The following is a 26,370-nucleotide window of genomic DNA, read 5'->3' as shown; positions in this document are numbered from 1 at the left end:
TTTCGCCAGCGGTGCCGAAGCCACTCCGGAATGCCCCAGCGAGCGCGTAAAGTCAGGACGAGGTACCTCGCCTCCGCCCTGGTGGTGCTGGTGATGATCGGTTGCGGGGTCATCACCTCCGCGCTCAACACCCGCCGCAACCTTGAGGATGCGCGCCGGGTGTCCCATAGCCGGAGTGTCCTCACAGCCCTGCGGTCTTCCCTTTCCGCCATGCAGGATCTGGAGCTGGGCCAGCGCGGATACATCATCGTGGGTGAGGACCAGTATCTGGAACCCTATCACCTTTCCCGGGAGATTCTCGACAACCTGCTGTCCGAAGTGGAGACCCTCACCCGGAACAATCCGCCCCAGCATGAAAGGAGCAAGCTGCTGCGTCAGGCGGCGGACCGCAAGAAAGCCTACCTGGCACGGACCATCGACATCCGCAGGACGCAGGGGGAGGTGGAGGTCAGCCGGATCTCCGCCACCGGAGAGGGCAAATCGCTCATGGATGTGTTCCGCCAGCGGATCTCGGACATGGAGGTCGTGGAGGAAAAGCTGCTGGGCGGCCTGCAGCAGAGCCAGATACACAACCTCACCCGGACGAACCTGATCGTGGCGTTGACCGGCGGCGCGGCGGTCCTTTCCACCGCCATCGGCGTGCTGGTTCTGTTCTTCTATCTGAGAAACCAGGAACGGATGGTGGCGGTGACCCAGGACAAGGACCGTGCCGTCCAGTCCGACAAGGCGAAGGGCGATTTCCTCGCCATGATGAGCCATGAGATCAGGACCCCGATGAATGCCATCCTCGGCTTCGGCGAGCTGCTCGAGGACTCCCTCCCGGCCGGACAGCAGAAGCACTACGCCCAGGCCATCCTCTCCAGCGGGAACTCACTGTTGGAACTGATCAACGACATCCTCGATCTCTCGAAAATCGAGGCATCGAAACTCGAGATCCGTCCCGTGCCGGTGGATGTCCGCCGTTTCATCGGGAATCTTGGAACCTTGTTCTCGTACAGGGCTTCCGAAAAGGGGTTGAACTATCGTGTCGAAGTGGAGCCGGGTGTTCCGTCCGTCCTCGTTTTCGATGCGCTGCGGCTCCGGCAGATCATGGTGAACCTGATCGGCAACGCGCTCAAGTTCACCCGCGAAGGGCAGGTCCGCGTGAGTGCGGATTTCCGGAAACCGCCGGACGATTCCCGGGGCTGGCTCGTTCTCACGGTCACGGACACAGGCATCGGGATCGACAAGGAACAACACAAGGCGATCTTCCAGCCGTTCTACCAGGTGGATTCCCGGAACTCGCGGGATTTCGAAGGCACCGGCCTGGGGCTGAACATCAGCGGGCGGCTGGCGGAGGCAATGGGGGGTGAGGTTTCGGTGGAGAGTGTGGTTGGACAAGGCTCCACCTTCACCCTGTCAATCCCTGTCACCCGGTCGGAGTTCGTTCCGGAAACCACGGGGGATATGCAGGATGAAACGGATTTCAGGATCCTTCATCCAAGGAAAGGAAAGGGGGGCATTCCGTCAGATTCGTCCTCCGTCCGGATCGAGGCGGGAAGCCTCCTGGATCCTGCCGGGCTGGCGGAGGCATTGGCGGCGTTGCTGGCATCGCCTTGGCCGGAACTGGTGAAGCTGGTGCCGGCGCAGGCGACCATTTCCTTCGCGGACAAAATTTCAGTCCTTGCATCCCGCCATGGATCGGTATCGTTGCAGGACTATGCAGCCCGTCTGCGGGAGGCCGCCGGAACCTTTGATCTGGAGACGGCGGGCAGGCACCTGGATGCGTTCCCGGAGATCGTGAAATCCCATTCCGCCACTGATGCTTGATCCTCTGCCAAGACCGAATCCCGCCGCCTTGGTGCTCGTCGTTGATGATGAGGTGAAAAACATCCAGGTTGTCGGTTCGCTGCTGCTCCGCCATGGCCATGAGGTCATCGCCGCCGGGAGCGGGCAGGAGGCGCTGGCAAAGCTGGAAAGCGTGCATCCCGACCTCATCCTGCTGGATGTGATGATGCCCGGCATGACAGGCTTCGAGTTCTGCCGGAAGCTCCGTGAGAACCCGGAACTGCGGGACGTCCCGGTCATTTTCCTTTCCGCCGCCGCGGACAAGAACTTCGTGGTGGATGCCCTGGAGGCCGGTGCCGTGGACTACGTCACCAAGCCCTTCCATGGACCGGAGCTGATCTCACGGGTGGAACTCCATGCCAACCGGCGCAAGACGCACAACCATTTGTCGGGGGTCATCCGTGAGAAGAACCGGCTGCTGGAGGTGGTCGCGCATGATCTGAAGAATCCGCTGAGCGGCATCCAGTTCGCCGCCACCATGTTGGCGGAAAACCCCGCCTTGCCGGTGGACGCCCGCGCGCAGCTCATATCGAGCATCGGGGAATCCGCCCAGCGGGCCTTCGAGATCGTTTCCAGCCTTCTCGAAACGAAGTCGATCGAGGAAGCGAAGTCCGCGGTCATCAGGAAACCGCTGTCCCTCGAGGCCCACGCGGAGCGGGCGGTTGCGAATTTCGAGCAGCACTGCCGCCGGAAAAACATCCGCATCGATGTTCTCCGCAGCGGGGATGATCTTTCCGTTTTCGGAGACAGCCGCCTGTTGATGTGCTGCATCGAGAACCTCGTTTCGAATGCCATCAAGTTCTCTCCGGCCGGCTCCACGGTGACCATCCATCTCCAGCGGAACGGGGAGGGGGGCATCTTCCGGATCGAGGATGAGGGGCCGGGCATCCTGGATGAGGAGGTGCCGTTGTTGTTCGGGAAATTCACCCGGCTGAGCGCCCGTCCGACGAATGGCGAGGCCTCGACCGGCCTTGGCCTCCACATCGTGCATGAGCTGGTCACGGCGATGGAAGGCCGCGTTTCCTACCAGCCCCGCGACGGGAAAGGTTCCGTGTTCCGCATCGCCCTGCCGCTGGTAGGGGAGTCAGCGTGAACCGCGGTTTGCCCGGCGGTATTCGGTGGGGGATTCCCCCATGTGTTTGCGGAACTGGCGGGAAAAGTCGCTGTGGTCGTAGAATCCCACTTCCAGGGCGATCTCCGTGAGGGAAAGCCGCGGATCGGGCAGCAGGCGGCACGCATTCACGATCCGCATCTTCACCAGGAAATTCCGCGGCGTGGTCTGGAAGGTGGCGTGGAATTTCCGTTCGAGCTGCCGTTCTGAAAGGCCGGCCATGCGGGCGAGCGCGGGGAGGTCCAGAGGCTCCCGGTGGTGCTTCTTCAGATGCTCCGCGACCGGTGCCAGTTCCAGATAGGGTTGGATCGCCACCCGCTGTTCCTCATAACTGCGGACCGTGCCGCAAAGGCCCAGCACCTTTCCCTGCCGGTCGAACAACGGCAGCTTGTCCGTGATGAACCACTCCGGCTGTCCGTCCGGGCCGGGGAACAGCTCGATGAGGCCGAGCATCGGCTTGCCGCTGGAAATGACCGCCATGTCGTCACGGTGATATTTATCCGCCAGCCGGGGAGGGAAGATGTCGCGGTCCAGCAGGCCGACGATCTCCGCTTCGGAGCGGAAGCCACACCGCCGGACGAAGGCCGGGTTTCCGCCCATCAGGCGGGCTTCCCGGTTCTTGGCGAAAAAGAGCGTTCCCGGCAGATGGTCGAAGAGGTGGCGGAACTGTCCGGCAGGCAGTTCCTCCATCCATCCGCGTTGGGGGTCGGAAGTTGGCATGTCGGAATCATACAAGGATTTCCCGGAATCTTACAAGCGCGCCGGGAGGCTTTGTGATGACATCCGTCCAGCAACCCATGAGCGAACGCAAGATCAACATCGCCGTCGTCGGCCTCGGATTCGGGGCGGAATTCATCCCCATCTGGCAGAAACATCCGCACACCACCTGTGCCGCCATCTGCCAGCGGAATGAAGCGAACCTCAACAAGGTGGGCGACGAATGGGGCGTGGCGAAACGCTACACCCGCTATGAAGACCTGCTGGCGGATCCGGAGATTGATGCCGTGCACATCAACTCGCCGATCCCCAACCACGGGCAGCAGTCCATCGCCGCGCTGAAGGCGGGCAAGCACGTGGCCTGCACCGTGCCGATGGCCACCACGGTGGAGGAGTGCCTGGAGATCATCCGCCTGACGGAGGAAACCGGACTCACCTACATGATGATGGAGACGGTGGTTTATGCGCGGGAGTACCTTTACATGAAGCACCTCCGGGATGCCGGGGAACTCGGGAAGATCCAGTACATCCAGGCCAGCCACCAGCAGGACATGGACGGCTGGCCGGACTACTGGCCGGGCCTCCCGCCCATGCACTATGCCACCCACTGCGTGGGGCCGGTGCTGGGGTTGGCTGGCGGGGATGCGGAGTACGTCAGTTGCTTCGGCTCCGGCACCATCCGGGAGGAACTCATCGGCCACTACGGTTCACCGTTCGCGGTGGAAACCGCGCATGTGAAGGTGAAGGACAGTGACCTCAGCGTGCGGGTCATCCGCAGCCTTTTCGACACCGCCCGGCAATACCGGGAGAGCATCGACGTCTATGGCTCCGCGAAGTCGGTGGAGTGGCCGCTGGTGGAGCACCAGCCGCTCATACTCCATACCGCGAAAAAGCCCGAGCCGGAGATCCCTTCGGAAGTCACCGCGCCGGACTTCGCGGAGCGCCTGCCGGAAAGCATCCGCCGCTACACCACGAAGGGCATCTATGACTCCGATGACAACCAGCACCTGAGCTTCACCCAGGGAGCGGGCCATGGCGGCAGCCACCCGCACCTCGCCCATGAGTTCGCCATGGCGGTGATCGAAAAACGCCAGCCGTTCCCGAACGCACGCCAGTCCGCGAACTGGACCTGCACCGGCATCCTCGCCCATGAAAGCGCGATGGAGGGCGGTGTCATCAAGCATCTGCCACAGGAAACCCTCGGCTGAAACATCCATCACGGAACCCAAGATGAAATTACCGGTACTCTTTCTCGCGGTGGCAGCCTCGGCATCCGCCCAGAACCTCAAGCCTCCCGTCATCGGTGAACAGGTCAGCGGCCTGCCGCCGAAGAAGGCGCTGGAGGCCTTCCGCGCCTATGAAGGCTTCAAGGTCGTCCAGTCCGCCGCGGAGCCGGACGTCCGGCAACCCGTCGCGATGACCATCGACGAGCGGGGCCGCGTCTGGATCGCGGAGGCATACGAGTATCCCATCCGCGCAAAGGGGGATACCGGCAAGGACCGCATCCTCATCTTCGAGGACAAGGATGGCGACGGCGTCTTCGATGAGCGGAAGGTATTCACCGAAGGACTCAACCTGGTCTCCGGCCTGGAAGTCGGCTTCGGCGGGGTGTGGGTGGGGGCCGCTCCTTACCTGATGTTCATCCCGGATGCGGACGGTGACGACAAGCCGGACGGAAAGCCGGAGATCTTGCTGGACGGCTTCGGCTGGCATGACACGCATGAGACGCTCAATGCCTTCAACTGGGGGCCGGATGGCTGGCTCTATGGCTGCCACGGTGTCTTCACCCACTCGAAGGTCGGAAAGCCGGGCACCGCCGACGACCAGCGTATCCCCATGAACGCCGCGGTCTGGCGTTTCCACCCGCAGCGCCGGGAGTTCGAGGTGTTCGCCCATGGCAGTTCGAATCCCTGGGGCGTTGACTTCAACGACCACGGCCAGGCCTTCATCACCGCCTGCGTGATCCCCCACCTTTATCATGTCATCCAAGGTGCCCGCTACCAGCGCCAGGCGGGCCAGCATTTCGACCCGCACACCTACGATGACATCAAGACCTGTGCGGACCACCTCCACTACAAGGGGGACCAGTGGCAGGGATCGCGCGATGGTTCCTCATCGGACTTCGGCGGCGGCCATGCCCACTGCGGGCTTTCCATCTATCTGGGCGATAACTTTCCCGACCAGTTCCGCGGCAAGCTGCTTTTCAACAATCTCCATGGCCACCGTGTGAACCAGGAGCGGGTGGAGCGCCGGGGTTCCGGCTACGTCGGGAAACATGAGCCGGATTTCCTGTTCTCCAACGACAAGCAGCACATGGGCGTCTCCCTCCGCTATGGTCCGGACGGCGGCATGTATCTGACCGATTGGTATGACGAACAGACCTGCCACAACGTGAACGGTGAGGTATGGGACCGCAGCAACGGACGGATCTATAAGATCACCTACGGCACACCGGAGGTGAAGTCCGTGGACCTGAAGAAGTCCACCGACGCGGAGCTGGTGGCTTTCCAGATGCACAAGAACGACTGGTTCGTCCGCACCGCTCGGCGGATGCTCCAGCAGCGTGCGGCGGATGGCACGCTGGACCGTGATAACACGGTCACGGGACTGCGGAAAATGCTTTCCCATGCGGATGAAACCCGCGGCCTCCGCGCGATGTGGGCGCTCCATGTCATCAATGGCCTGGATGAGGCTGCCCTGTTGGAACTCACCGCCCATCAGGGAGAGTATGTCCGCGCATGGGCCATTCAGTTGCTGTCGGAGAAAAAGAACGCCGGTCCGCTGGCGCTGAAGCGCTTCGCGGAAATGGCTGCCACGGATGCCTCCGCGATGGTGCGCCTCTACCTGGCAGCCGCGCTGCAAAGGATGGAACCCGCGAAGCGCGGGGATATCGCCATGGCGCTGCTCGCCCACGGTGAGGACGCTGAGGATCACAACCTGCCGCTGATGATCTGGTATGGGGTCAGCGACATCATCCCGCAGGATGGGAAGCTTGCCCAGGCCATGATCCTCAACTCGCGGATCCCGAAGGTTACCCGTTTCATCGTCCGCCGGATGGCGGAAACCCCGGAGGGCAGGGATGCCGTGATCGGGCTGGTGGCGGTGAACGCGGATAAGGCAGGTCTGGTGACGGATGTGCTTTCCGGACTGTCGATGGCGCTTTCGAAATCCGGTGCGCTGCCTGCCGCGAAAGGCTGGGCGGAATCATCGGAAGCATTCATCGCCCTGAAGTCGCCGGAGGCACGGCGTGATTTCGAGCTGGTCGCCACCGTGTTCGGGGACAAGCGGATGGCGGATCGTTTCCTCAAGGCCATCGGGGATCTCTCCGCGAAGAAAGAGGACCGCAGCGCGGCACTGGAGAACCTCATGCGGATGGCGCATGCGGGCATGGCGGATCTCCTGCTGAAGCTGGCTGCAAATGAAGCGGATCCGCAGCGCGTGGAGTGGATACGGGCGCTCGGCCGTGTTCCGGACGAACGCATCCCGGCCTTTTTGATGGAGACGTTTTCCAAACTGGACACCGTCGGCAAGGAGGCGGCGGTCCAGTCACTGGGCGCGTCTGAGGGTGGTGCCCGCAAGTTGGCCGAAGCCCTCACCGCAGGGAAGATCACCCGTGGCGGGATCAGCGCGTTCGTCGCACGCCAGATGCGCGGCTATGACCAGCCGGACATCACCGCTGCGGTGGAGAAACACTGGGGCGCCATTTCCGCCGGACAGGCGGAGGACAAACTGAAGGAGATCGAGCGGTTGGCGAAAACCCTCAACCCGAAGGTGCTGGCCAAGGCGGATCTCCGGAATGGCCGGAAAATCTACCAGTCCACCTGTTTCGCCTGCCACCAGTTGTTCGGGGACGGGATGAAGCTCGGCCCGGACCTGACCGGCTCCAACCGCGCGGACACGAAGTATCTGCTGGAAAACATCATCGATCCCGGGTCGCTCGTCGGCCTGGACTACCAGCTCCACACCATCGTCAAGAAAGACGGCCAGGTGGTGGCCGGATTGCTGAAAGACAGGACTGTGGACGTGCTGGGCATCGCCGTCATCGGCGGTGGTCAGGTGACGGTGCCTGTATCCGATATCAAGGATCACAAGGTTTCCACGACGTCCATGATGCCGGAGGGACTGATCGCGAACCTGACGTCCGACGAAACCCGCGACCTCATCGGCTATCTCCAGAGCCCCCGGCAGGTGCCACTGCCGGTGGAAGGGGAGATCATCATCGGTGATGACCTGCTGAAGGTCGCTGAAGTGAACCGCGGAACCGTCCAGAAGCAGAACATGGAGGGCTTCAAGGCAGCCTCATGGAGCGGCGACAGCCATCTCTGGTGGACCCAGGGGGAGACCGGCGACCGCATCGTCATCCAGTTCGAGAGTGCGGTGGAGGGCAACTACGCGGTTTCCGCCGTGTTCACGAAGGCCCATGACTATGGCATCTTCCGGGTGAAGCTGAACGGCGTGACCGTGGTGGAGAACATCGACCTTTATAACAAAGGAACCGTCATCACCACCGGAGACGTGGACCTCGGCAAGCAGCCGGTGAAAAAGGGACTCAACCAACTTGTGGTCGAGCTGCTGGGGGCGAACCCGGCCGCATCCCAGGGCAAGATGTTCGGCATCGACCACCTCCATCTGGTGCCGGAATAGGAAAGGACGGCGGATTCAGATCATCGTGTGCGCCCAGAAGACCACCGAGTCATCCACGTTTGCGATGAGCCTCACCTGGCTGTCCTGCGAAATGACGAAGCCGATCACCTTCGGCTCCACCGAACACAGGCGGTAGACGGAACGGTGGCGCGTTCCATCTCCCTGGACGTTCCACTGTGCGAGGTTGCTGCCTTCCAGATCCAGCGCCTGGTGGACCTGGAGGACGTTCCGGTCCACCCGGATCTCTCCGCCGAAGCCGAGGATGCACATCCGCTGGTCCACCACCAGCGCGCCGTCCACCTGCATCAGGTCGGAGAACAGGCGGGCCAGCTCGAAGAACGCTTCCTCCAGATGATCCAGTTCCTCGTCATGGCTGTTGCGGAAGATGTCCCACGCGTCTTCCAGCGTGGCGTCCGCCGGGCTGAGGTGTCCCACACGCCGGATGATGGATTGCAGGAGATGGCGGAACCTCAGGCCCGCCTCATCCGGCTCCGATGAATACTTGCAGTCAATCCAACTGCCAGCCAGTTCCGCGTCCTTGTCGCCGAAGGGGAGCATGACCATGCTGCCGCCATGCCCGCTGGTGCGGACCAGGTTGATCACGCGCTTCACGAACTGGAGGGAGATCAGGTGGCTCAGTTCGGCGTAGGTTTCCAGGCAGAGGTTGCACGGCAGGCAGTCGTCGGCCAGTTCCTCCACCATCTTCAGCCGGAAGCGCGCGAAGCGCTCGTTCAGCAGGCGGATCTGGAACACATCGATGCGCGGGCCATGAAACTCCGTGCCACGCCATTCCGCGATCAGGTTGTAGCCTTGGTAAAACAGGAGCCAGCCGGGATCCCGCACGTGGATCACGGGTTGGGTGATTTCCTTTCCGGAGGATTTCCGGCCACCCGCGACCTGGTTCATCCAGCGCGGTCCGGTGTTGAGGATGCCCCAGATGCGGAAGCCCCGGTCCCGGTCCGGCCAGATGGCCACCACGGAGTGGAAGAAGCTGGCGGCCGGACTGAGACGCTTGATTTCGTTCGCCGTCAGCGGGTGGGGGGTGGTGAAGCGGATGGCATGGATGCCGTCCGGAGGTCCGTCCGCGTCCCTGAAATCATCCGGTGGGGCGATGATCACGCGCGCCCTCACGGACCGGCCTTCTTCCTTCAGCAGGCTGGCGGCATAGAGGGTCTCCATCACCTCCCGGATCTGCGCCGGTGATGGTGCTCCGGCTTGGGAAAAAGTCAGGGCATGGAGGTGGTTGATCAGCCCATCGACGGTGAGATCAGGCAGTGAGGCGGAGGATTGATGCGGCATCGCCTTATTCTTGGAGCTGGATCCGGAGATTGGAAACGAGGAATTTTGACGGATTTGCGAGGATCAAGGCGCGAGCTTGATCGTTGAACCCAGGGTGAGGGACTTCACCGGCTTTTCCGAACGGATGACCACGCAAGCGTGCTCCGCGGATTTCTTCAGGCGGGCATCGAATCCGGGCATCGGCTCCACGGTGGCGGTGACAGGGGAGTCAGCATGGTAACGGATCTCGATGCCATCAATGAGGATGCTGCCATCCTTCATGACGGCGGCTGCATCCGCGGCGGCGGCCAGGTGCCAGCGGAAGGTCACGTGGTCCGCTTCCTTGAGAACGACTTCATCCTTCACGGAGACACCTTCCTTGTCCCAGGTGGCATGGCGCACCCATTTCTCCGTCTTGGCATAGCAGCCGGACATATCCGCCGAGGCCGTGCCACCGGAGGCACCCATCCTCCCGACGGTGATGGGGGCGGAGCGGTGCGCGGAATCGAGGATCTGCCCGGCCGCCTTCATGACGGGGCCTTTCAAATCCTCCGGCGCGGCATTCCCGACCTGCAGCACGTTGTGCCCCGCCACGCTGCGGTAGTGGGTGGGATGCTCCGGGATGCCGTAGGACGTCAGGCCCGCCTCGATGAGGATCTCCCGGTCGCCGATGGAAAAGCTGACATGCCCCCGGTCCTGGTGGTCATGGGAATCCGACGCATGTCCACCACGCATCCAGAATCCCGCGGCGGTCGCGTCATCCCAACTGCTCCGCCAGTTGATGCGCGCTGCGATGTCATAGGCAGCGGAAAGGGGAGGCTGCTGCGGGGAAAGATCCTTCACCGCCCGTGCCGACAAGCCCGCCAGCTTGTTGCCATATCCCAGCTTCTTGTCCCTGCGGACCATCCACAGCGCCTCAGGGCTGCGCACGGCGGAGATGAACCGGGAAAGCAGGTTCGGATCGAGGTTGTCCACCTTGGAATCGAATGCGTTGATGATCCGCCCGCCCGGTTGGACGTGGTGGATGTACCAGATGGGGAACTTCCTCAGGTAAGGATGGTCGGTCAGGCGGCGGTCTCCCTGTGCGGCGGCGGCTTCCGCCGCGGAAAGCAGGCTGTTCATCGTGAGGGCGGCATACGAACCGCCTTCGGTGAATTCCCCCTTCGCGCCCTGGGCGTCCAGGGATTTCAGCAGGTTCTTCACCCCCAACTCATAGTCATCCCGGTGTTTTTCCAGACCGGTGAAGATGGAGGCGAGGACCAGGGCTTCGTTCGGCACCACCCACTGGTTGCTGTAGCAGGAAGATTCACGGGTGTACCAGAGCTTCTGTTCCTTCCACGCGTTCCGGATGCCACGGATCTCCTCCTCCATGTTTGTCATCAATGTGTCCCTCAATCCGGCGGGGAGGGATTCCGGTGGCAGGATGTCCAGCGTGCCCGTGATGGCACGGACCGCCCATCCGGTCCCCAGCCATGGAGCGTAGGGCAGGTTCTGCTTTGTCGAGGTGGTGCCGGGACGTTCCAGCGGTTTCCACGATGCCATTTCCGTGAGCTGTTCCACGATGTGCGACAGGATGCGTTCATCCTCGCTGAAAACATGGGCTGCTGCCATCCGTGGCAGCCGCTCGGAGAGAATGCCGTTCAGGTTCGCATCACTGAGGGAAAGGGCGAAGCGTTCCCATTCCTCATCCGTGAGCTTCGCCTGATGGGCCGGCTTCGTCTGGTATTTCATCGACTCCGGATACTTCTCCAGCAGCACCGCCAGTGTGGGCGGACGGACGATGACGGGCTTTGCGGCCTCCTTGATGGACAGCGCCACCAGATTTTCCCGGTATTTGGCCAAGTCCGCTTGTTCCCCCAGCGAACGGATTTCCGCCTTCAATCCGAGGGTTTCCGCGGAAACCGCGTGAAATGCAATGAGGGCGGCAGCGGAGAGGAGGAGGAGGTGACGCATGGATCCAATGAAATTTCAAATACCGGCGGGCACCAGCGCCCATTTCATCAAACGGCGGTATTTGGAATTGCGGTTTTTCCAATGCTTTTGCTTATGGTGGATCACATGAAATCACCCATGTTGGGACGCAGGCAGATCTCCGCCATCTTCGCGCTGGTGGTATCCGCGGTATCCGCGGTATCCGCGGTGGCTGCTCCCTATCCTCCGGAGGGTTTGTCCACCAAGTGGACCCAGCCGGATGGAACCGTCCTCCCGCTGCGCGTCCATGGTGATGAGTTGTATGGCCGCACCACCACGGAGGATGGATATACCGTCATCTTCAACGAAGCGGACCAGACTTACTACTATGCCGAGGTTGCGGCCGGGGCGGGGAAGGATCTGGTGAAGTCTGCGGTTCCCGCCGGAAAGCAGCCGCCTGCCGGAGTGCCGAAGGATCTCCGCGAGCCGAAGGAGAAAGTGGCGGAAGCACGGCAGGCGAACATCCGGAAATACATTCCGGACCGTGAGCAGCGCTGGCGGGCGAGGGCGGCCAATCCCGGAGCCGCGCCGGTGCTGGGAACCAAGATCGGCCTGACCATCCTCGTCCAGTTCTCCGACGTGTCCTTTCCCGTGACCCAGAACAAGATCCAGCGTCTCTGCAATGAGGTGGGATATACGGACAACGGGAACACCGGATCCATCCGGGATTATTTCAGCGACCAGTCCATGGGCAAGCTCACCCATACCCAGGCCGTCACGCCCGTGGTGACCCTGTCGAATCCCAGGAACTATTATAACTACACGAACTACCCCAACAACACCATCCTCCGGGATGCCGGTGCGGCGGGCAGGCTCCTGGTGCAGGATGCGATCATCGCGTTGAACGCAACCGGCTTCGACTCGTCCTCCCTCACCGTCAATGTCAACAATCAGGTGGTGGCGACCAGCCTGCTCTTCGCGGGGCAGGATTCCGGGGTTTGGGCGAAGGGACTCTGGCCGCATGCCTGGAACCTGAGCGGCAGCGGCATGTCGTTGGGAGGGAGGACCGTCTTCAGATACCAGTGCACGAATGTGGCGAACTCCGCGCCGGTGATCGGCACCATCGCCCACGAACTCGGGCACCTCTTGCTGGACTACCCCGACCTCTACGACACCGACGGTGGCTCCGAAGGGATCGGCGAACACTGCCTCATGGGTTCCGCCAACCACCTCAACGGCGGCCGCACCCCGGGGCCGATCAACCTTTACCTGAAAGAGACTTCCGGCTGGGCGACCATCACGGATTTCACCGCAAACCAGAATCTCTCGGTCAGCCTGCCATCCACCGGGAACATCGGTTACCGCATCCGCAAGCCGGGTGTGCCGACCGAATACTTCCTCATCGAGAACCGCGGGGCGGGCGACAAATGGGCGGCCGCGTGCAAGGACAAGGGCATCGCCATCTGGCACATCGACGAGGCCGTCACTTCCGATAACCGGGCCCAGCATATGACGTCCTCCGCCCACTATCTGGTATCCATCCAGCAGGCGGACGGACGCTTTGATCTGGAGCGCAACGTGAACCGCGGGGATGCGGGCGACTTCTATGACAGCAACACCGGTGAGTTCGACGACTACAACAACCCGAACGCGAACTGGTGGAGCGGCCAGGATTCCGGCCTCTATCTGAAGGTGCTCAGCGCGCCGGGCGCATCCATGGATGTGCAGCTCGGCTCACCGCCCGGGGTGACCCTGCTTGGCCTGAATCCCGCGAATGTGATCATTTCCGCGGGGGCATCACCCCAGTCGTTCTTCGTCAATTCGAACTCCCCGTGGAGTTGGACCGGAAAACCCGCGTGGATCACCACGAGCGAAGCCCCGAGCCAGCAGGGGAGGCAGATCTTCGACTACACCGTCGCCAACAACGGATCAGTCTCGCCCCGCACGGCGACCCTCGTCTTCACGGCGGGTGATGTCACCCGTTCCTACACGGTCACCCAGCAGGGCAAGACGGTGGATGACCACGGGGGCAGCCGGGCGAGTGCCACCTTGGTCGGGCTGAATTCGACCACCGCCGGAAACATCGAGAAGGAGGGGGATGAGGACTATTTCCGTCTTGAAGCCAACGGACCGGGCACGCTGGTGGTAACCACCACCGGCTCCACGGACACCGTCGGGACCCTTTACTCGGCCTCGGGCACGCAGTTGGTGTATTCCGACGACGATGTCGATCTCAACTTCCGCATTGAACACACCGTCACCGTCGCGGGGGAGTTGTATATCAAAGTGAACCACTACTACGGGACACAGACTGGCGAATATCAGCTCGTCTGCACATTCATTCCGAACCCCACCTTTTCCGTGGCCGCGGAGGTGCAGGACGTGCTGCAGGCCGGTGGCACGCATTCCTTCACGGTGACAGCGCCCGGCAGAACCTGGTGGGTGTCGAAGGAAACCACGCCCACCGGTGGTGACGTCGGTTGGGTGACAGTGAACGATGCTTCGGGCACGCAGACGGGCACAAAGACGGTCACCTACACCGTGCCGCCGAACACAGGATCCGCGCGGACCCTCAGGATCAAGGTGACAGGCGCCTACATCGCCACCCATACCGTCCGCCAGGCTGGCATCCCGCGTCCCGACCTGACGGACTCGGGGGATGGGATGAGCCTGTCGCCTCCCGTGGCGGTCGCTTCCGGGAAAGCCCGCATCCGGATGGCTGTGAGGAACGCAGGTAGCGTGGATGCGGGGCCGTTCAAAATCCGCTTCATGATGTCGAACGGACACATCAATCCCAATAATCCAGACCAACACATCGGCACCATGACCGTTCCGGGACTGGAAGCGGGCGGCGTGTATCCCGTGGACATGATGGTCAACATGTTGGGAACCGTGTCCGCGAGCTATCCGAACTGGTACTTTGGCTGGGCGATTGATTCCGACAATGAGGTCACCGAAGAGAACGAGAGCAACAACCGCTTCCAGTTCACCGATTCCTTCCCCCGGGCGGTCGTGGAACTGGCGGTCACCCCGGAGACCCGCTCCGTGGATGGAATTCTGCTGGAGGACTCCATTGCCGTGACCAACAACGCGGGATGGACATGGTCCAGCAACGTGCCCTGGATCTCCAGTCTGGCGAATTTATTCCAGGTGGGGAACCAGTCGCTCAACTACCAGGTCGAGGCGAACCAGGGCACGGCCGCACGCACCGGCATCATCACCATCACCTCCGGTTCCGTCAGCCGCACCCACACCATCACCCAAGGGCCGAAGCCGATCCCGCTGGAGATGACCTCCTTCCAGCGCACCGGCAACAACATCGGGGTCACTTTCCGGTCGGAGATCGGGAAAACCTACCGTGTGGCCAGCAGCACCACGCTCATGCCGGGATCCTGGGTGCCGGTGACCGGGCATACCGGCATCGCCGGTACCGGCGCTCCCATCTCCCGCACCCTTCTCAATATGGGGGTCGCACCCACGGAAGGGAAAATGTTCTTCCGCATCGAGCGGGAGTGATCCGTTCATTGGGCAATTCCGGGCTTTCCCAAGCCCGGGTGCAGGCTGTTACATTCCGCTGTCACGATGTCCGATCCCACGCAGCACTCCCCGTATGAAGCCCCGCAGTCCTCACCGCTCCTGGATCTCATCCACCGGATGCGGGCGGAGATCCGGAAGGTCATCATCGGCCAGGACACGGTGATCGACCAGGTGCTGGCGTCCCTGCTGGCAGGCGGCCATGTCCTGCTGGAGGGGAAGCCGGGGCTGGGGAAGACCCACCTGGTCAACACGCTGGCGAAGAGCTTCGGCGGTCATTCCGGGCGGATCCAGTTCACCCCGGACCTCATGCCGTCGGACGTCACCGGTTTCCGCATGTTCGACATGCGCAGCCAGACGTTCCAGCTCCGCCGCGGACCGGTTTTCACGAATCTTTTGCTGGCGGATGAAATCAACCGCGCACCCGCGAAGACGCAGGCCGCGTTGCTGGAGGTCATGCAGGAAGTCCAGGTGACCATCGACGGGGAGACCCTCCGGCTGGAGCCTCCTTTCATGACCCTGGCCACCCAGAACCCGGTGGAGCATGAGGGGACCTATCCGCTGCCGGAAGCGCAGTTGGACCGCTTCATCATGAAGGTTCTCATCGACTATCCGGGGCGGGATGCGGAGTGCGAGATCGTCACCCGCGCCGCATCGGAAGCGGGGCGCGCCGCGGACCGGAGCGTGGTCCCCGTCTGCGGCCCTGCGGAGATCATCGCGGCCCAGTCCGCGACCTCCGCCGTCCAGGTGATGCCGGAAGTGGTGGGATACGCGGTCGCCATCGCGCAGGCCACCCGTGAGTCCCGGGCCATCGGCCTCGGGGCGGGAACCCGTGGCGCCATCAGCCTCGTGAAGATCGGCAAGGCGTTCGCCGTCCTGAATGGCCGGGGCTATGTGATCCCGGACGACATCAAGAGCGCCGCCCTGCCGGTCCTCCGCCACCGGGTGCAACTCACCCCGGAGGTCGCCATCAGCGGCCAGAATGTGGATGAAGTGCTGCGCGCCATCGTGGACAGCGTGCCCGCTCCCCGGCAGTAGGTTGAACCGATGAGCCCGACGTTCCGGTTCATTCTCCTGACGCTCGCCTGGACGGTGGCCGGTGGGGTCGTCTCCGCGGTTCCGGAGTGGATCTGGATCTGGACCGGCCTGGGGATTGCCGCAGCGGTGGTGCTGCTGGTGGATGCCGTGGCGTTGCTCGTTTTCCGTCGTCTGGAAGTGGTGCGCCGTTTGCCGAAAAGGTTCGCCCAAGGGGAACCGGCGGAAGTCAGGCTGTCCGTTCGGAATGCCGGAGGCGTCCCGGCGAAGATCGGGATTTTCGATGGTATCCCCGCGGGCTCGGATGCTCCTGCCATGCCTTGGCAGGGAGTGGTCCCCGCACGGCGGGAGATCAAGGTGTTCCACCCCGTCCGCATCATGGAGCGCGGGGAGATCGCATTCAGCAGGGTTTGCATCCGCCGGGTATCCCCGGCGGGGTTTTGGCAGCGGAAGACGTTCCACGGAGCGGAGGAAAGCGTGAAGGTCTATCCGAACTATGAGCCGGTGATCCGCTTCGCCCTCCTCGGCATGCAGCACCGGGAAAGTCCGATGGGCATCGTCCGCAGGCCGCGGCCGGGGACCAGCCGCGATTTCCACCAGTTGCGGGACTACCGGGACGGGGATCCGTATTCACAGATCGACTGGAAGGCATCCTCCCGCAGGCAGATGCTCATCAGCAGGGACTACCAGGAACAGCGGGACCAGACCATCATCTTCCTGCTGGATACCGGCAGGCGGATGCGGGCGATGGATGGCGCGCTCCCGCAGTTCGACCACGCGCTCAATGCCATCCTGCTTGTTTCCCACATCGCGCTCCGGCAGGGGGACAAGGTGGGGGTGAAATCCTTCGGCGGCACGGACCGCTGGTTGCCGCCCATCAAGGGAGCGCATGCCATGCCGGTGCTGCTCAACCACCTTTACGACTACCAGACCACCTCCGCCCCCAGCGATTTCTCCGGTGCGGTGGAGGCGCTCATGGCCCGCCAGCGGCGGCGGGCGCTGGTCATCGTCATGACCAACCTACGCGGTGAGGATGGGAAAGAACTGAGCGGTGCGCTCCAGGTCCTGCGCTCGAAACATCTGGTCCTGCTGGCCAGCCTCAAGGAAAAGTCGGTGGAGGACGCCGCATCCACCCCGGTGGTGCATTTCAACGATGCGTTGAAGTTCCTCGCCGCCGATCACTACCAGAGGGAACGCAGGGAAATCCTGAGCACCCTGGGCATGCACGGCATCCTCACCATGGACACCACCGCGCAGGAACTGGCGATCAGTCTGGCGAACCGTTATCTGGACATCAAGGCGGCGGGCAGGATCTAGCGGAGGCAGGAGGGCAATCCTCCGGATTGCCTCAGATGACAATCCGGAGGCTTGTCTTCCTTTCGCCGAATTGACGGGAGATCAGTTGGCGGGAGGCGGCTCCGGGAGGCGGGCGGACTGCCACGAGTGGAAGCGCCATGCGCCGTTCTCCTGCTTCCAGACGCCGAGGTAGCTCAGGGTGAATTCATTGACGCCCTTCTCCTTGGACTCGGTCTTGATCCGGACCTGGCCGGTCATCAGGGCGACCGTCGGGGCGGGGAAGGAGAACTCCCGCTTGATGTAGTCCATCTTGAGATACTTGTTCTTCCCGGACACGAGGATGTCGATGAAGGACGCCTTGGTGTCCACCACTCCGGAGGAGTGGGCGTAGTGAAGCTCATCGGAAAAAGCTTTCTCCAGTCCGGCCTTGTCCGCTGCCATGGTGGCGGCGACACGGGCATCATCGGCGGCGGTGATTTCCTTGGTGTCCGGTTGTGCGGCGGCGAACGAAAGGGAAGCCAGGAGGGAGGCGATGAGCGGGATGACGATGGATTTCATGGATGAATGACGATTTTGGGGTCAGAGGGAACGGCGGTCCGCCCTTCCGCAATCCCTATTTGCCCGGGAAGGGCGGGGGATGGGAGAAAATTCCGTATCGGGCTTTCACGTTCCCGTGCTTGCCTCCGCCGCGGTCATCCCTTTGGCTGAACCCATGAGCGAGACGACTTGCCCGTTGTGCGGGATGGAGGATGTGATGGTGGGTGCGGGGAAGTGCGAGTGCCTCACCTGCGGCCATGAGTGGGATGCCGACGTCGCGGAGGAAGCGGCGGCGGACCGCGTGGTGAAAGACGCCTTCGGCAATGTGCTGGCGGACGGCGACGTGGTGGCGATGATCAAGGATCTGAAGCTGAAAGGCAGCACCGTGACCCTCAAGGTGGGGATGAAATCAAAGCCGATCCGCCTGGTGGACGGGGATCATGAGATTTCCTGCAAGATGGAAGGCCTGTCGATCGGGCTGAAAGCCTGCTTCGTGAAAAAGGTCCAGTGATCATCGGAGGCGCTGGGAGCGCCGGTCTTCAGACCGGCATCTTCAGCATTTGGCCAAGCCATCATGGATCATGGATTCTCCCCGCCCAGCGCCTGCAGGTCTTCCCACACCCGGCGGGTGGCTTCATCCTGGCCGGATAGATCCGCCGGGGTGTCCGGATGGTGCTTCGTCCAGGCATCGAACGCACGGACCAGGGATGAGCGGTAGGCCGCAGGTTCCTGGGTCTTTAACAGTGCCAGCGCGCGGGGCAGATCTTTCGGAACGATGATGCCGGAGACGGCACCCGCCCATTGTTTCGCGTCGGATGCGGGAAGGGTTTCCAGCCAGGAGGCCGCCCCTGCGGGATCGACTTCCGCCCATTGTGCGGCGACCTGATAGATGCCCGTTGCCCGTCCGCCATCGTCCTTTCCGGAAATCAGGGCATTGGCGCGGGCCGTGCGTTTCTCAGGTGAGAGCGTGCGCCATTCGTCTTTCCTCAGGTAGTCCCCTCCATAGATGGAGACTGGCATGACATGGCCGTAGGGAGAGCGGGCGAAGTCTTCCGGGTCCAGTTCCTGCCAGCGGCGGAGAAGCTGCATCGGAATCATCTGGTGCCCGGATATTTTCGTGGAACTCAGTTGGTCCAGATCATCATAGGCACGAAGTGCCTGCCGGACTTTCTCGACCGTGGGGATAGCCTGCGCCAGTGCGACATCCTGGGAGGAAAAGGAGCCGCCCGCTTTCTTTCGGAGCGTGCATGCCAGATAAGGATCGTGGGGAACGAGCCACAGGCAAATCTCGCTGAGTTGGCCGGAATCGATCGACGGAGTGCTGGATTCCGATCCGGAGCCATCCGGAGCTTCGTTTCGGTAATGTTCTCCGGCCCACCGCGCCAGTCCCTCCGGATCATGCCATGCCCAACTCGCGCGGATGTCGCGGGAGGCACTGGGGAAGTGATTATGGTCGGGGAGGTTCATCCACAGCCACTCCATCGCCGCCGCTCCGTCCTTTGACGCCCAGCGGATCAACAGCGCTTGCGTTGCGAAAGTCGGCCACTTGTTCTCCATGACGGGAAAACTCTCCAATAACTCCGGAATCCGCTCCACCGGGATGAGTTGGAGCCGGGCTGCCGCGGCGAGCTTTTCCTCCGGCGTCTTCGCCTCACGGAGAGCGGCGATGGTGGTAGGGGGATCGATCCGGGGTTGGGAAGGTGGCTTTTCCTTTTCATAGACAGGGGGTTGTCCCTGTGAAGCTGACCCTCGTGGCCACACGATGGCCCAAGCGGCGACGGTCACCGCCGCGGAGAGGATTCCGGTGATGAGGGTGCGGTTGGTCATGGCGTGACGGGCATCATGGGGGTGAGTTCTGATACGAGCTCCTCCGGGAGCATTGCCAGATTCCTTTGGGCCAGCTCCGATTTCACCGCGAGGAGCCGGATGAACGCCGCTCGTGCCGCGCTCAGGCGGAGTTCCGGATCCCGGATCATGGCGGTCCAGCGGAGGCTGATCGCTTCCTTCGGATCGTCGATGCGTCCTCCGTTTGCGCCGAGTTCGGAGCGGATACGCCGTAGGATGGAGTCATCCAGATCAAGCTCCGGGTGTTGCGAGAGCCAGTCACTGAATTCCGTGTTATCGAGAACACGGCTGAGTGCGTCTCCCGCCAAGGAAAGAGCCTGTTCGTGGGGGAGGCCCGCCGCCGCGCCCGCTTCCATGGCAGCGGCCTCCCGCTCATTGTGGTCGATGACTTTCTTGAAGGATCGATCCTTCAGGCTTCCTGATTTATCATAGGTGCTTTTCGGAGACACACCCGAGGAAAGCACACCGAGCGAGACCTGGAATCTCTCTCTGGGTGTCATGCTTTTCATCGCCTCCTGCAGGTCGGAAAATTCCATGTTGGCAAGATTCTGCCAGAACCGGAGTGAGAACTCCTCTTTCAACGCGGGATCGCCCTGGAGTTCGAGCGCCCGGTGGAACTTTATCCACCGTTCCGCTTTTCCTTTGCCGTTCATCACCCACATCGAACCCTCTCCGGCGATGCTCTTGAAGGCGTTCATCTTCGCTTCGCGGAGATGAAGCGCATCGATGAGACGGAACACGGCCGCATGGTTCCCGTGCTGGTAGTAGCCTTTCGATATGTTGCCGACGAGGTTCGCTCCATCTCCTCCCGGTTTCAGGAAAGGATGATCCTGGTGGGCGATGAGCCATGCTGCGGGCGCGTCCCGGCTGCGTTCCAGCCAAGAGGTGAGGAGATTGCCCAACAGCGTGTTCCCCCAGATGGCCGCATCCCGCCGGGCGGCCATGCCGGACTGGAGCACATGGGTGAGGGCGGCATCGGGATCTTTCGCGGCCCACCGCTTCAGCAGCGGTTCATAGGCGGCGATCTGCTCGGAGGGTGTGAGGCGTTCCTCCGCGAGCGTGATGAACTCCGGGATCTGTTCGATCCTGATCCTTTCCAGCAGTGTATCCAGTTGCAGGCGTGTCAGCGTGTGGGCGGGACCGGATTTCAGGCGCTTGATCTCGCTGATGATGGCCTCCAGCGGAGAGCCTGCGGGCAGGATGGTGTAGCCCTCCGCCCTATCCTCCCGCTCGCGGGTGGTGGTGATGGCAGGTGCTTTTTCCGGTTCGTGGGATGGCTGCCGCATCGCAAGCGTGCCTCCGGCGGCGAGGGATGCGAGGGCGGATCCGGCCAGCATGGGCTTGAGGAAGGCGAGGACGGTTGAACTGCCCGATCCTGCCTGCGCCGCATTTCCGGCGATGCGGCTGACAAGCGCTTCCGGCACCGGCAGGGATTCCATCCCCAGCAGCTTCACTTCCAGTGATCCTCCCGTGAGTGCCAGCCCGCGTTTCCCGAGGAGGCAGCCCAGCCGCTCGAGGGAGCGCTTCACCCGCTTGCGGGCCGCTTCCTCCGTGATGCCCAGTTTCATCCCCACCTGGCGGTGATCCTTTCCTTCGAAGAAACGGAGGATCACCGCATCGCGGTCCGGAGAGGGGAGCTTCAGCAACGCCTCATCCAGTTCCCGGAAGAGGAAAGGGGAGCGGTCGGTTCCGCCGGGGGCTTCCATGGCCTCACCGGCGATCTTCTCGCGCCGCCTGCGCCGTTGCTCCGTGCGCACATGGTTGGCGGCGCGGCGGCAGGCCTGGCGGTGGAGCCAGCCGGAGAGAAACACATCGTGCAGGCTGGCGGCCTTTCTCGCCAGCAGGGTGAAGACTTCCTGGGTGACATCCTGCGCGGCGCTGTGGTCGCCGTTCAGCCGCCGGAGCGCGGTGGCGAAGACCAGCGGGGAATGGCGCCGGACCAGGGTGCGGATCGCTTCGTCGGAGCGGTCACGGGAAAAACGGAGCAACAGGTTTTGGGAATCATCCGCCATCATGACCAGAAGACACCGCCGTGCCGGGAAAGCGGACAAAAAAATTCAGGGATCACCCGGACTTGAGTTGGTGGGCCGGGTCTGCTTTCCCTCCTGCCAGCGATGGCGTCTGAAATGGAAGAATGGCGGAAGGAACGGCTCCGGCTGGAAGAGGAGTTCGGCGAGCGCATCACGCTCGACGCGCTGACCGGGCCTGTCGGCGGCGCGGGTGGCGCCCTCACGGATGATTCCGGTGCGGAGGCGGGCTGGCTCATCGCGCAACGGTTGAAGGGCCACCGGCATTCTGCAGATGACGTGCTGACGGCGTGGTATGCCCTCCAGTCATCGCCAAAGGTGGAACGCCACCTTGATCTTGGCACCGGCATCGGCACGGTCGGCCTGCTGACCCTGTGGGGGATGGGAGAAGGTGCCCGCCTGACCTGTGTGGAGGCCCAGGAGATCAGCTACCGGCTTCTCCAATCGAATCTCCGCTGCAACGGCCTGCTTGGCCGTGTGGATCACTCGCTGGGCGATCTGCGCGATCTCGCCCTGGCGGAAAAGTTTCCGCTCATCACCGGCAGCCCGCCTTACTTTCCGGAGGGGACCGGTGTGGTGCCGCAGGACTCACAGAAGGCACACGCCCGGTTCGAGCTGCGGGGTGACATTTCCGACTATGCGAAGGCGGCGGTGAAGCACCTGGCACCGGGCGGATGGTTCGTCGTCTGTTTCCCCACGCGCCAGCGGCAACGGGGGATCGATGGCATCCTTTCCTCCGGACTGAAGATCGTGAGGATGCGGGATGTGGTGCCGCGTGAAACGCTGGAGCCTTTGTTCACACTGTTCGCCTGCCGGTTGCCAGAGGATTTCAGTGATGAAACCACGGAAGAATCCCCGTTCATCGTGCGCGGGCAGAACGGACGCCTGACCGCGGAGATGGCGGCGGTGCGCCGTGGATTCGGTTTCCGCGATGGCGAGGCGCACGGCGGTCACTGCGCTGGTGCCACCGGCTGATCCACGGGAAAGGCCAGCGTCGCTCGCACCGGATAGTGGTCGGATGGATAGACGCCGTTGATGTGCGTCCTCAGCACTTCCGAGTCGACCGGCGTGAACACCTTCGAGGCATAGATGTAGTCGATGCGGGATCCGTCGGGCTTCCCGATGAAGGAATGGGCGGTTACGGATTCCTCCGGTGTGGCACCCGGGTGCAGCGCGGCCCACACATCCACCAGGCCGCACGGACCGGTGGTGAGCAGGCCATGCAGCGGATCTTCCGGGCGGGCGTTGAGATCCCCGGTTAGGATGAACGGACCATCCGCCCCGCAGGCGGCCATGCGCGAGACGATCAGTTCCGTGCCTTTCTGCCGGGCGAGCGGAGTCTGGTGGTCCAGGTGCGTGTTGAAGAAATGGAACGCCCGCTTGTTGGTGCGGTCATAGAGCTTCGCCCACGTGCAGATTCTCACGACCTGATTCCCCCAAGTGGTGGAAGCCGTGGTTTCCGGCGTGTCCGACAACCAGAAGGTTCCGGACTGTTGGATGGTGAAACGGTCCGCCCTCACCAGCAGCGCGGTGTATTCCCCCTTCGCCAGACCATCCTCGCGCCCGCCGCCGATCTCGACATAACCGGGCACCCTTTCCGCGATGTCATCCAGCATCGGCCGCAGCCCTTCCTGGATGCCGATGAGATCCGGCTTGTCCTTGAGGATCACATCCGCCGCCTGGTCCCTGCGTGCGGTCCAGGTGCGGTCGCCGGTGTCCCCCTTGTTGATGTAGCGGAGGTTGAAGCACAGCACGCGCAGCGGCTCGGACGCGTGGGCGATGGCTGAAAGCAGCAGGACGGCGGTGAGGATGGGTTTGACCGGCATCCGTAGAGCGAATCCTTCCCCGGCATCTCCGTCAACGCGGCATTGTCTCACGGTTTCGTGACGATCACCCGGTAAAAGCGGCTGGCACCGGCCGCGTCCGTGTCGGTGATGACCCTGTGGCTTCCGGTATCGACCGGTGTTGCGGCCACCGGTTTCCATGAACCCGGGGTGAGATCGGGGCTGTGCTGCAGTTGGTAGCTCCGGCCGGCGAGGATCGGATGGATTTCGATCTTCCGATGGGTTGGCTGCGACGGAACGCGCAGCACGGCGAAGACGAGCTTTGAGTATCGGTCCCTCGGTGAAGTTCCCGCGGTGTATTCGAAAAGATTGTTCTGCCCGTCACCATCCGGATCGGAAAGCGGCGAGGCCTGCGGATGATCCAGTCCGAAATGCTCCACCTGCCAGCCATCCTCAAGGCCGTCCCCCGCGTAGCTTCCGTAGTTGTCGGGCTGGGTATTTTGGATGAACGCCGGAATGAAGCCTTGGTAACCCGCATAGACCGCGTGGATGGTGATCTGGGTGTCCTTGTGGACGGCGGATGCGATCAGCATGCCGGTGTTGCTGATGAAGGCCGGATCGACCGAGTTGACGCGCCATTGGACCCGTGACGGCTCGATGGGCGCGGATCCCCCATTGTTATAAACAAGCCGGGCCGTCATCTGGAGACTGCCTCCCTCGGGGATGGTGGCGGCATAGGGGACGACGGCGACCGCCACGGGATAAAGCTGGGCTTGAATGGGAAGGCAACCCAAGACGAACAGAGAGAATATCGTGAGCAGAGATGGCATGGATCGGGATGTGAGATTATTGGATATACAATGGAAATACAAAGAATATTCAATGAGATTTTATATTCTCCCGTACATCTGGATTGCCGCTTTTCACGGAATCTTCACCGACCGCGCATCAAGCCTCCGCATTCAGGACCGACCTTTGCCCCGTAACCCCGCAACAATATGAACTATCAGAAATGGGTCAGGCATTTTGAGAACAACGGAAGACACCGGCCGGAACCGGACTGGCAGGCACCGCTGGAACTCACCGGTGGCACCTTGGAAAAGCTCACCCGTTCCATCCAGCAGTTCCAGCTCGGGGATGGCGGTGGCCCCGCCTACCTCATCGCCTGGAACAGGGAGCAGTATCTCTCCGACCCGGCGATGAAGCGGGTGATCGACCTTTGGTTCAAGGAGGAGCGGGAGCACTCGCGCCTGCTGGGCGACATGCTGAAACGTCTGGGCGGTGAGGAGATCCAGGGACACTGGAGCTTCTCGCTGTTCTGTGCGGTGAGGAAATTCCTCGGCGTGCGGTTCGAGCTGCAGGCGTTGCTCGGCACGGAGATCGTCAGCAACGTGTATTACAAGATGCTCCGCAAGCATGGGAAAGATTCCGCCTTGCGCAGCATGTGCGATCTCATCATCCGGGATGAGACGGGCCACATCGCCTTCCACCGCGCGCGGTTGGCGGATGAAGCAGCGGGCGGGCAGTGCCATGGCATGCTGTGGGCGGGCATGTTCCGGCTGCGCGCGCTGATGGCAGGCACCGTTCTGTGGGTGAACCACCGGGGCGCGGTGGTCGCGCTCGGCGGGACGGACGCGGAGTTCTACCGGACCATCTGGAGGGATGCGGGGAACTTCATCCACCAACTGCGGAAGGAAGCCGTGTGGTCCCGCAACCTCCGGCGTATAGGGCGGAGGATCTCCGCGAGGATCGGCGGACTGTGTGGCTGAAAAGAAGCTCAACGCTTCAGCTTCCAGCCAACCCGGAATGCGTGCAGCCCGCCGAAGAACAAGGTGGCGGGCATCACCGCCCATGCCAGCGACCATGACAGTCCGCGGTCCAGCGTGGCGATCCATGGTTTCTCCGGATGGATCCATGCGGTGACTTCCTTTCCGCGCGGGTACTGGGAAAGCGTCTCCCGTGCGTCCTCCTTGCTGCCGCCCATCCTGCTGACCTCATGGTAGAACCAACGGTCCGCGTGCCATTTCCTGCCGCCATGCTCGTAGGAATACACCACGCTCATCATGTTGTAGGTGATGTTCCGGTTCTTCCCCGTGCCTTTTGCTTCGGAAAGACCGGTAGCCTCGATCTTCGCCGGGACAGGGACCAGCTTTGATCTCAGGATCTGGCCTTCGACGCCTTCCCAAAGATCCTGCCGCTTCGCGATCACGAGCGCTGCCAGTATCAGCCCGAGGCCCATCCCGCACAACGCCCGCCGGCGCATCCGCAGGTCCGCCATTTCCGGCGGCAGGGGACGGCGCGGGATGAAGGTGAGGATGAAAAAGATGAAGCCTGCCAGAAAGAGGAGCAGCCCGCCGCCGGTGAGCGACCACGGAAACCACGCCCGCGGCCCGCGGAAGCTGGCCTCAGTCGGTCTTTCCGGATTCACGTAACAGAATGCCGGACCCTGCCTGGCGGCGACACCTTCCTCCTCGAAATCCCGCAGGTCCACCGGCCAGTCGGTGGCTTCGTCATAGTTCTGCCCGGTGTAGGTCTTGCCGCCGTATTCATAGCGGTAGAAGCAGTAACGGGTCGCGTTCGGCCCCCAGGATGTCTCGCTGACCTGCATGTCCCAGCGGAGGATCGTGCAGGGAACTTTTGTCCACCCCGCAACCTTGCGGTGGTCCTCCATTTGATGGAACCAGACAGCCCACGCCAGCAATCCACCGACGCCCATCGCCAGTGCCGCGATGATGCAGCGGACCATCTTGATCCTCCATGGAGCTAGCTGGGCCATAGGTCCGATGGATACCACCAAAGGCCATGGAAAATCAATCCTGCAAGC

At 62.5% G+C, this 26,370-nt stretch carries 19 protein-coding genes; 10 read left to right on the top strand and 9 right to left on the bottom strand.

Annotation, left to right across the window (positions count from 1 at the left end):
* Positions 1 to 30: 30 nt before the first annotated feature.
* Positions 31 to 1,809: a CHASE3 domain-containing protein gene (locus tag KF712_17760; GenBank protein MBX3742835.1), complete on the top strand. Its 1,779-nt coding sequence runs from the start codon at positions 31 to 33 to the stop codon at positions 1,807 to 1,809.
* Entirely contained in the window at positions 1,802 to 2,920 is a 1,119-nt protein-coding gene (locus KF712_17755) for a response regulator (GenBank protein ID MBX3742834.1), read from the top strand. The genes KF712_17760 and KF712_17755 overlap by 8 nt, the downstream gene beginning before the upstream one ends.
* Here KF712_17755 and KF712_17750 read toward each other — a convergent pair.
* Positions 2,912 to 3,658 carry an AraC family transcriptional regulator gene (locus KF712_17750; GenBank protein ID MBX3742833.1) on the bottom strand — a complete coding sequence of 249 codons (747 nt, stop codon included), beginning with the start codon at positions 3,656 to 3,658 and terminating at the stop codon, positions 2,912 to 2,914. The genes KF712_17755 and KF712_17750 overlap by 9 nt on opposite strands.
* A gap of 77 nt (positions 3,659 to 3,735) precedes the next feature.
* On the opposite strand from KF712_17750, the gene KF712_17745 reads away from it, so the two are divergent.
* Positions 3,736 to 4,863, top strand: a complete 1,128-nt coding sequence (locus KF712_17745; protein ID MBX3742832.1) for a Gfo/Idh/MocA family oxidoreductase — start codon at positions 3,736 to 3,738, stop codon at positions 4,861 to 4,863.
* 22 nt (positions 4,864 to 4,885) lie between these two features.
* Positions 4,886 to 8,299, top strand: a complete 3,414-nt coding sequence (locus tag KF712_17740; protein ID MBX3742831.1) for a c-type cytochrome — start codon at positions 4,886 to 4,888, stop codon at positions 8,297 to 8,299.
* 15 nt (positions 8,300 to 8,314) lie between these two features.
* Here the strand turns inward: KF712_17740 and KF712_17735 are convergent, their stop codons facing one another.
* Together KF712_17735 and KF712_17730 are read right to left on the bottom strand one after the other, a co-directional pair.
* Complete coding sequence (locus tag KF712_17735; protein ID MBX3742830.1) at positions 8,315 to 9,598, bottom strand: hypothetical protein; 1,284 nt, start codon at positions 9,596 to 9,598, stop codon at positions 8,315 to 8,317.
* Positions 9,599 to 9,661: 63 nt separating this feature from the next.
* On the bottom strand, positions 9,662 to 11,530 hold the full coding sequence (locus KF712_17730) for a heparinase II/III family protein (GenBank protein MBX3742829.1): 1,869 nt from the start codon (positions 11,528 to 11,530) through the stop codon (positions 9,662 to 9,664).
* Positions 11,531 to 11,635: 105 nt separating this feature from the next.
* Between KF712_17730 and KF712_17725 the strand changes: the two genes are divergently transcribed.
* The 3 genes from KF712_17725 to KF712_17715 all read left to right on the top strand — a co-directional run bounded on the left by KF712_17725 (position 11,636) and on the right by KF712_17715 (position 17,374).
* Positions 11,636 to 15,004: a M6 family metalloprotease domain-containing protein gene (locus KF712_17725; protein ID MBX3742828.1), complete on the top strand. Its 3,369-nt coding sequence runs from the start codon at positions 11,636 to 11,638 to the stop codon at positions 15,002 to 15,004.
* A gap of 66 nt (positions 15,005 to 15,070) precedes the next feature.
* Positions 15,071 to 16,060 carry a MoxR family ATPase gene (locus KF712_17720; protein MBX3742827.1) on the top strand — a complete coding sequence of 330 codons (990 nt, stop codon included), beginning with the start codon at positions 15,071 to 15,073 and terminating at the stop codon, positions 16,058 to 16,060.
* A 9-nt stretch (positions 16,061 to 16,069) separates the two neighbouring features.
* Complete coding sequence (locus KF712_17715) at positions 16,070 to 17,374, top strand: DUF58 domain-containing protein (GenBank protein ID MBX3742826.1); 1,305 nt, start codon at positions 16,070 to 16,072, stop codon at positions 17,372 to 17,374.
* Between the two features lie 81 nt (positions 17,375 to 17,455).
* On the opposite strand, the gene KF712_17710 is transcribed toward KF712_17715, so the two are convergent.
* A complete protein-coding gene (locus KF712_17710; GenBank protein MBX3742825.1) occupies positions 17,456 to 17,911 on the bottom strand; it encodes a nuclear transport factor 2 family protein in 456 nt (151 codons plus the stop codon).
* 154 nt (positions 17,912 to 18,065) lie between these two features.
* On the opposite strand from KF712_17710, the gene KF712_17705 reads away from it, so the two are divergent.
* Positions 18,066 to 18,401, top strand: coding sequence for an alkylphosphonate utilization protein (locus KF712_17705; protein MBX3742824.1), 336 nt, complete (start codon positions 18,066 to 18,068; stop codon positions 18,399 to 18,401).
* 68 nt (positions 18,402 to 18,469) lie between these two features.
* Here the strand turns inward: KF712_17705 and KF712_17700 are convergent, their stop codons facing one another.
* Entirely contained in the window at positions 18,470 to 19,717 is a 1,248-nt protein-coding gene (locus KF712_17700; protein MBX3742823.1) for a hypothetical protein, read from the bottom strand.
* Entirely contained in the window at positions 19,714 to 21,723 is a 2,010-nt protein-coding gene (locus KF712_17695; GenBank protein MBX3742822.1) for a sigma-70 family RNA polymerase sigma factor, read from the bottom strand. The genes KF712_17700 and KF712_17695 overlap by 4 nt, the downstream gene beginning before the upstream one ends.
* A 126-nt stretch (positions 21,724 to 21,849) precedes the next feature.
* On the opposite strand from KF712_17695, the gene KF712_17690 reads away from it, so the two are divergent.
* Entirely contained in the window at positions 21,850 to 22,737 is an 888-nt protein-coding gene (locus KF712_17690) for a hypothetical protein (GenBank protein ID MBX3742821.1), read from the top strand.
* Here KF712_17690 and KF712_17685 read toward each other — a convergent pair.
* Positions 22,713 to 23,588 carry an endonuclease/exonuclease/phosphatase family protein gene (locus KF712_17685; GenBank protein MBX3742820.1) on the bottom strand — a complete coding sequence of 292 codons (876 nt, stop codon included), beginning with the start codon at positions 23,586 to 23,588 and terminating at the stop codon, positions 22,713 to 22,715. The two genes, KF712_17690 and KF712_17685, sit on opposite strands and share 25 nt — an antisense overlap.
* Positions 23,589 to 23,635: 47 nt before the next feature.
* Complete coding sequence (locus KF712_17680; GenBank protein ID MBX3742819.1) at positions 23,636 to 24,376, bottom strand: hypothetical protein; 741 nt, start codon at positions 24,374 to 24,376, stop codon at positions 23,636 to 23,638.
* Positions 24,377 to 24,544: 168 nt separating this feature from the next.
* On the opposite strand from KF712_17680, the gene KF712_17675 reads away from it, so the two are divergent.
* The gene (locus tag KF712_17675; GenBank protein ID MBX3742818.1) at positions 24,545 to 25,315 is read left to right on the top strand and encodes a ferritin-like domain-containing protein; all 771 of its coding nucleotides are present in this window, start codon (positions 24,545 to 24,547) and stop codon (positions 25,313 to 25,315) included.
* A gap of 8 nt (positions 25,316 to 25,323) precedes the next feature.
* Here KF712_17675 and KF712_17670 read toward each other — a convergent pair whose 3' ends face one another.
* Entirely contained in the window at positions 25,324 to 26,322 is a 999-nt protein-coding gene (locus tag KF712_17670) for a DUF3592 domain-containing protein (GenBank protein MBX3742817.1), read from the bottom strand.
* Positions 26,323 to 26,370: the final 48 nt, after the last annotated feature.

This window comes from Akkermansiaceae bacterium, assembly GCA_019634595.1.
Classification (GTDB): Bacteria; Verrucomicrobiota; Verrucomicrobiia; order Verrucomicrobiales; family Akkermansiaceae; genus Luteolibacter.
The sequence above is the reverse complement of the archived record's forward strand: the minus strand, read 5'-3'. Positions and strand labels throughout refer to the sequence as shown.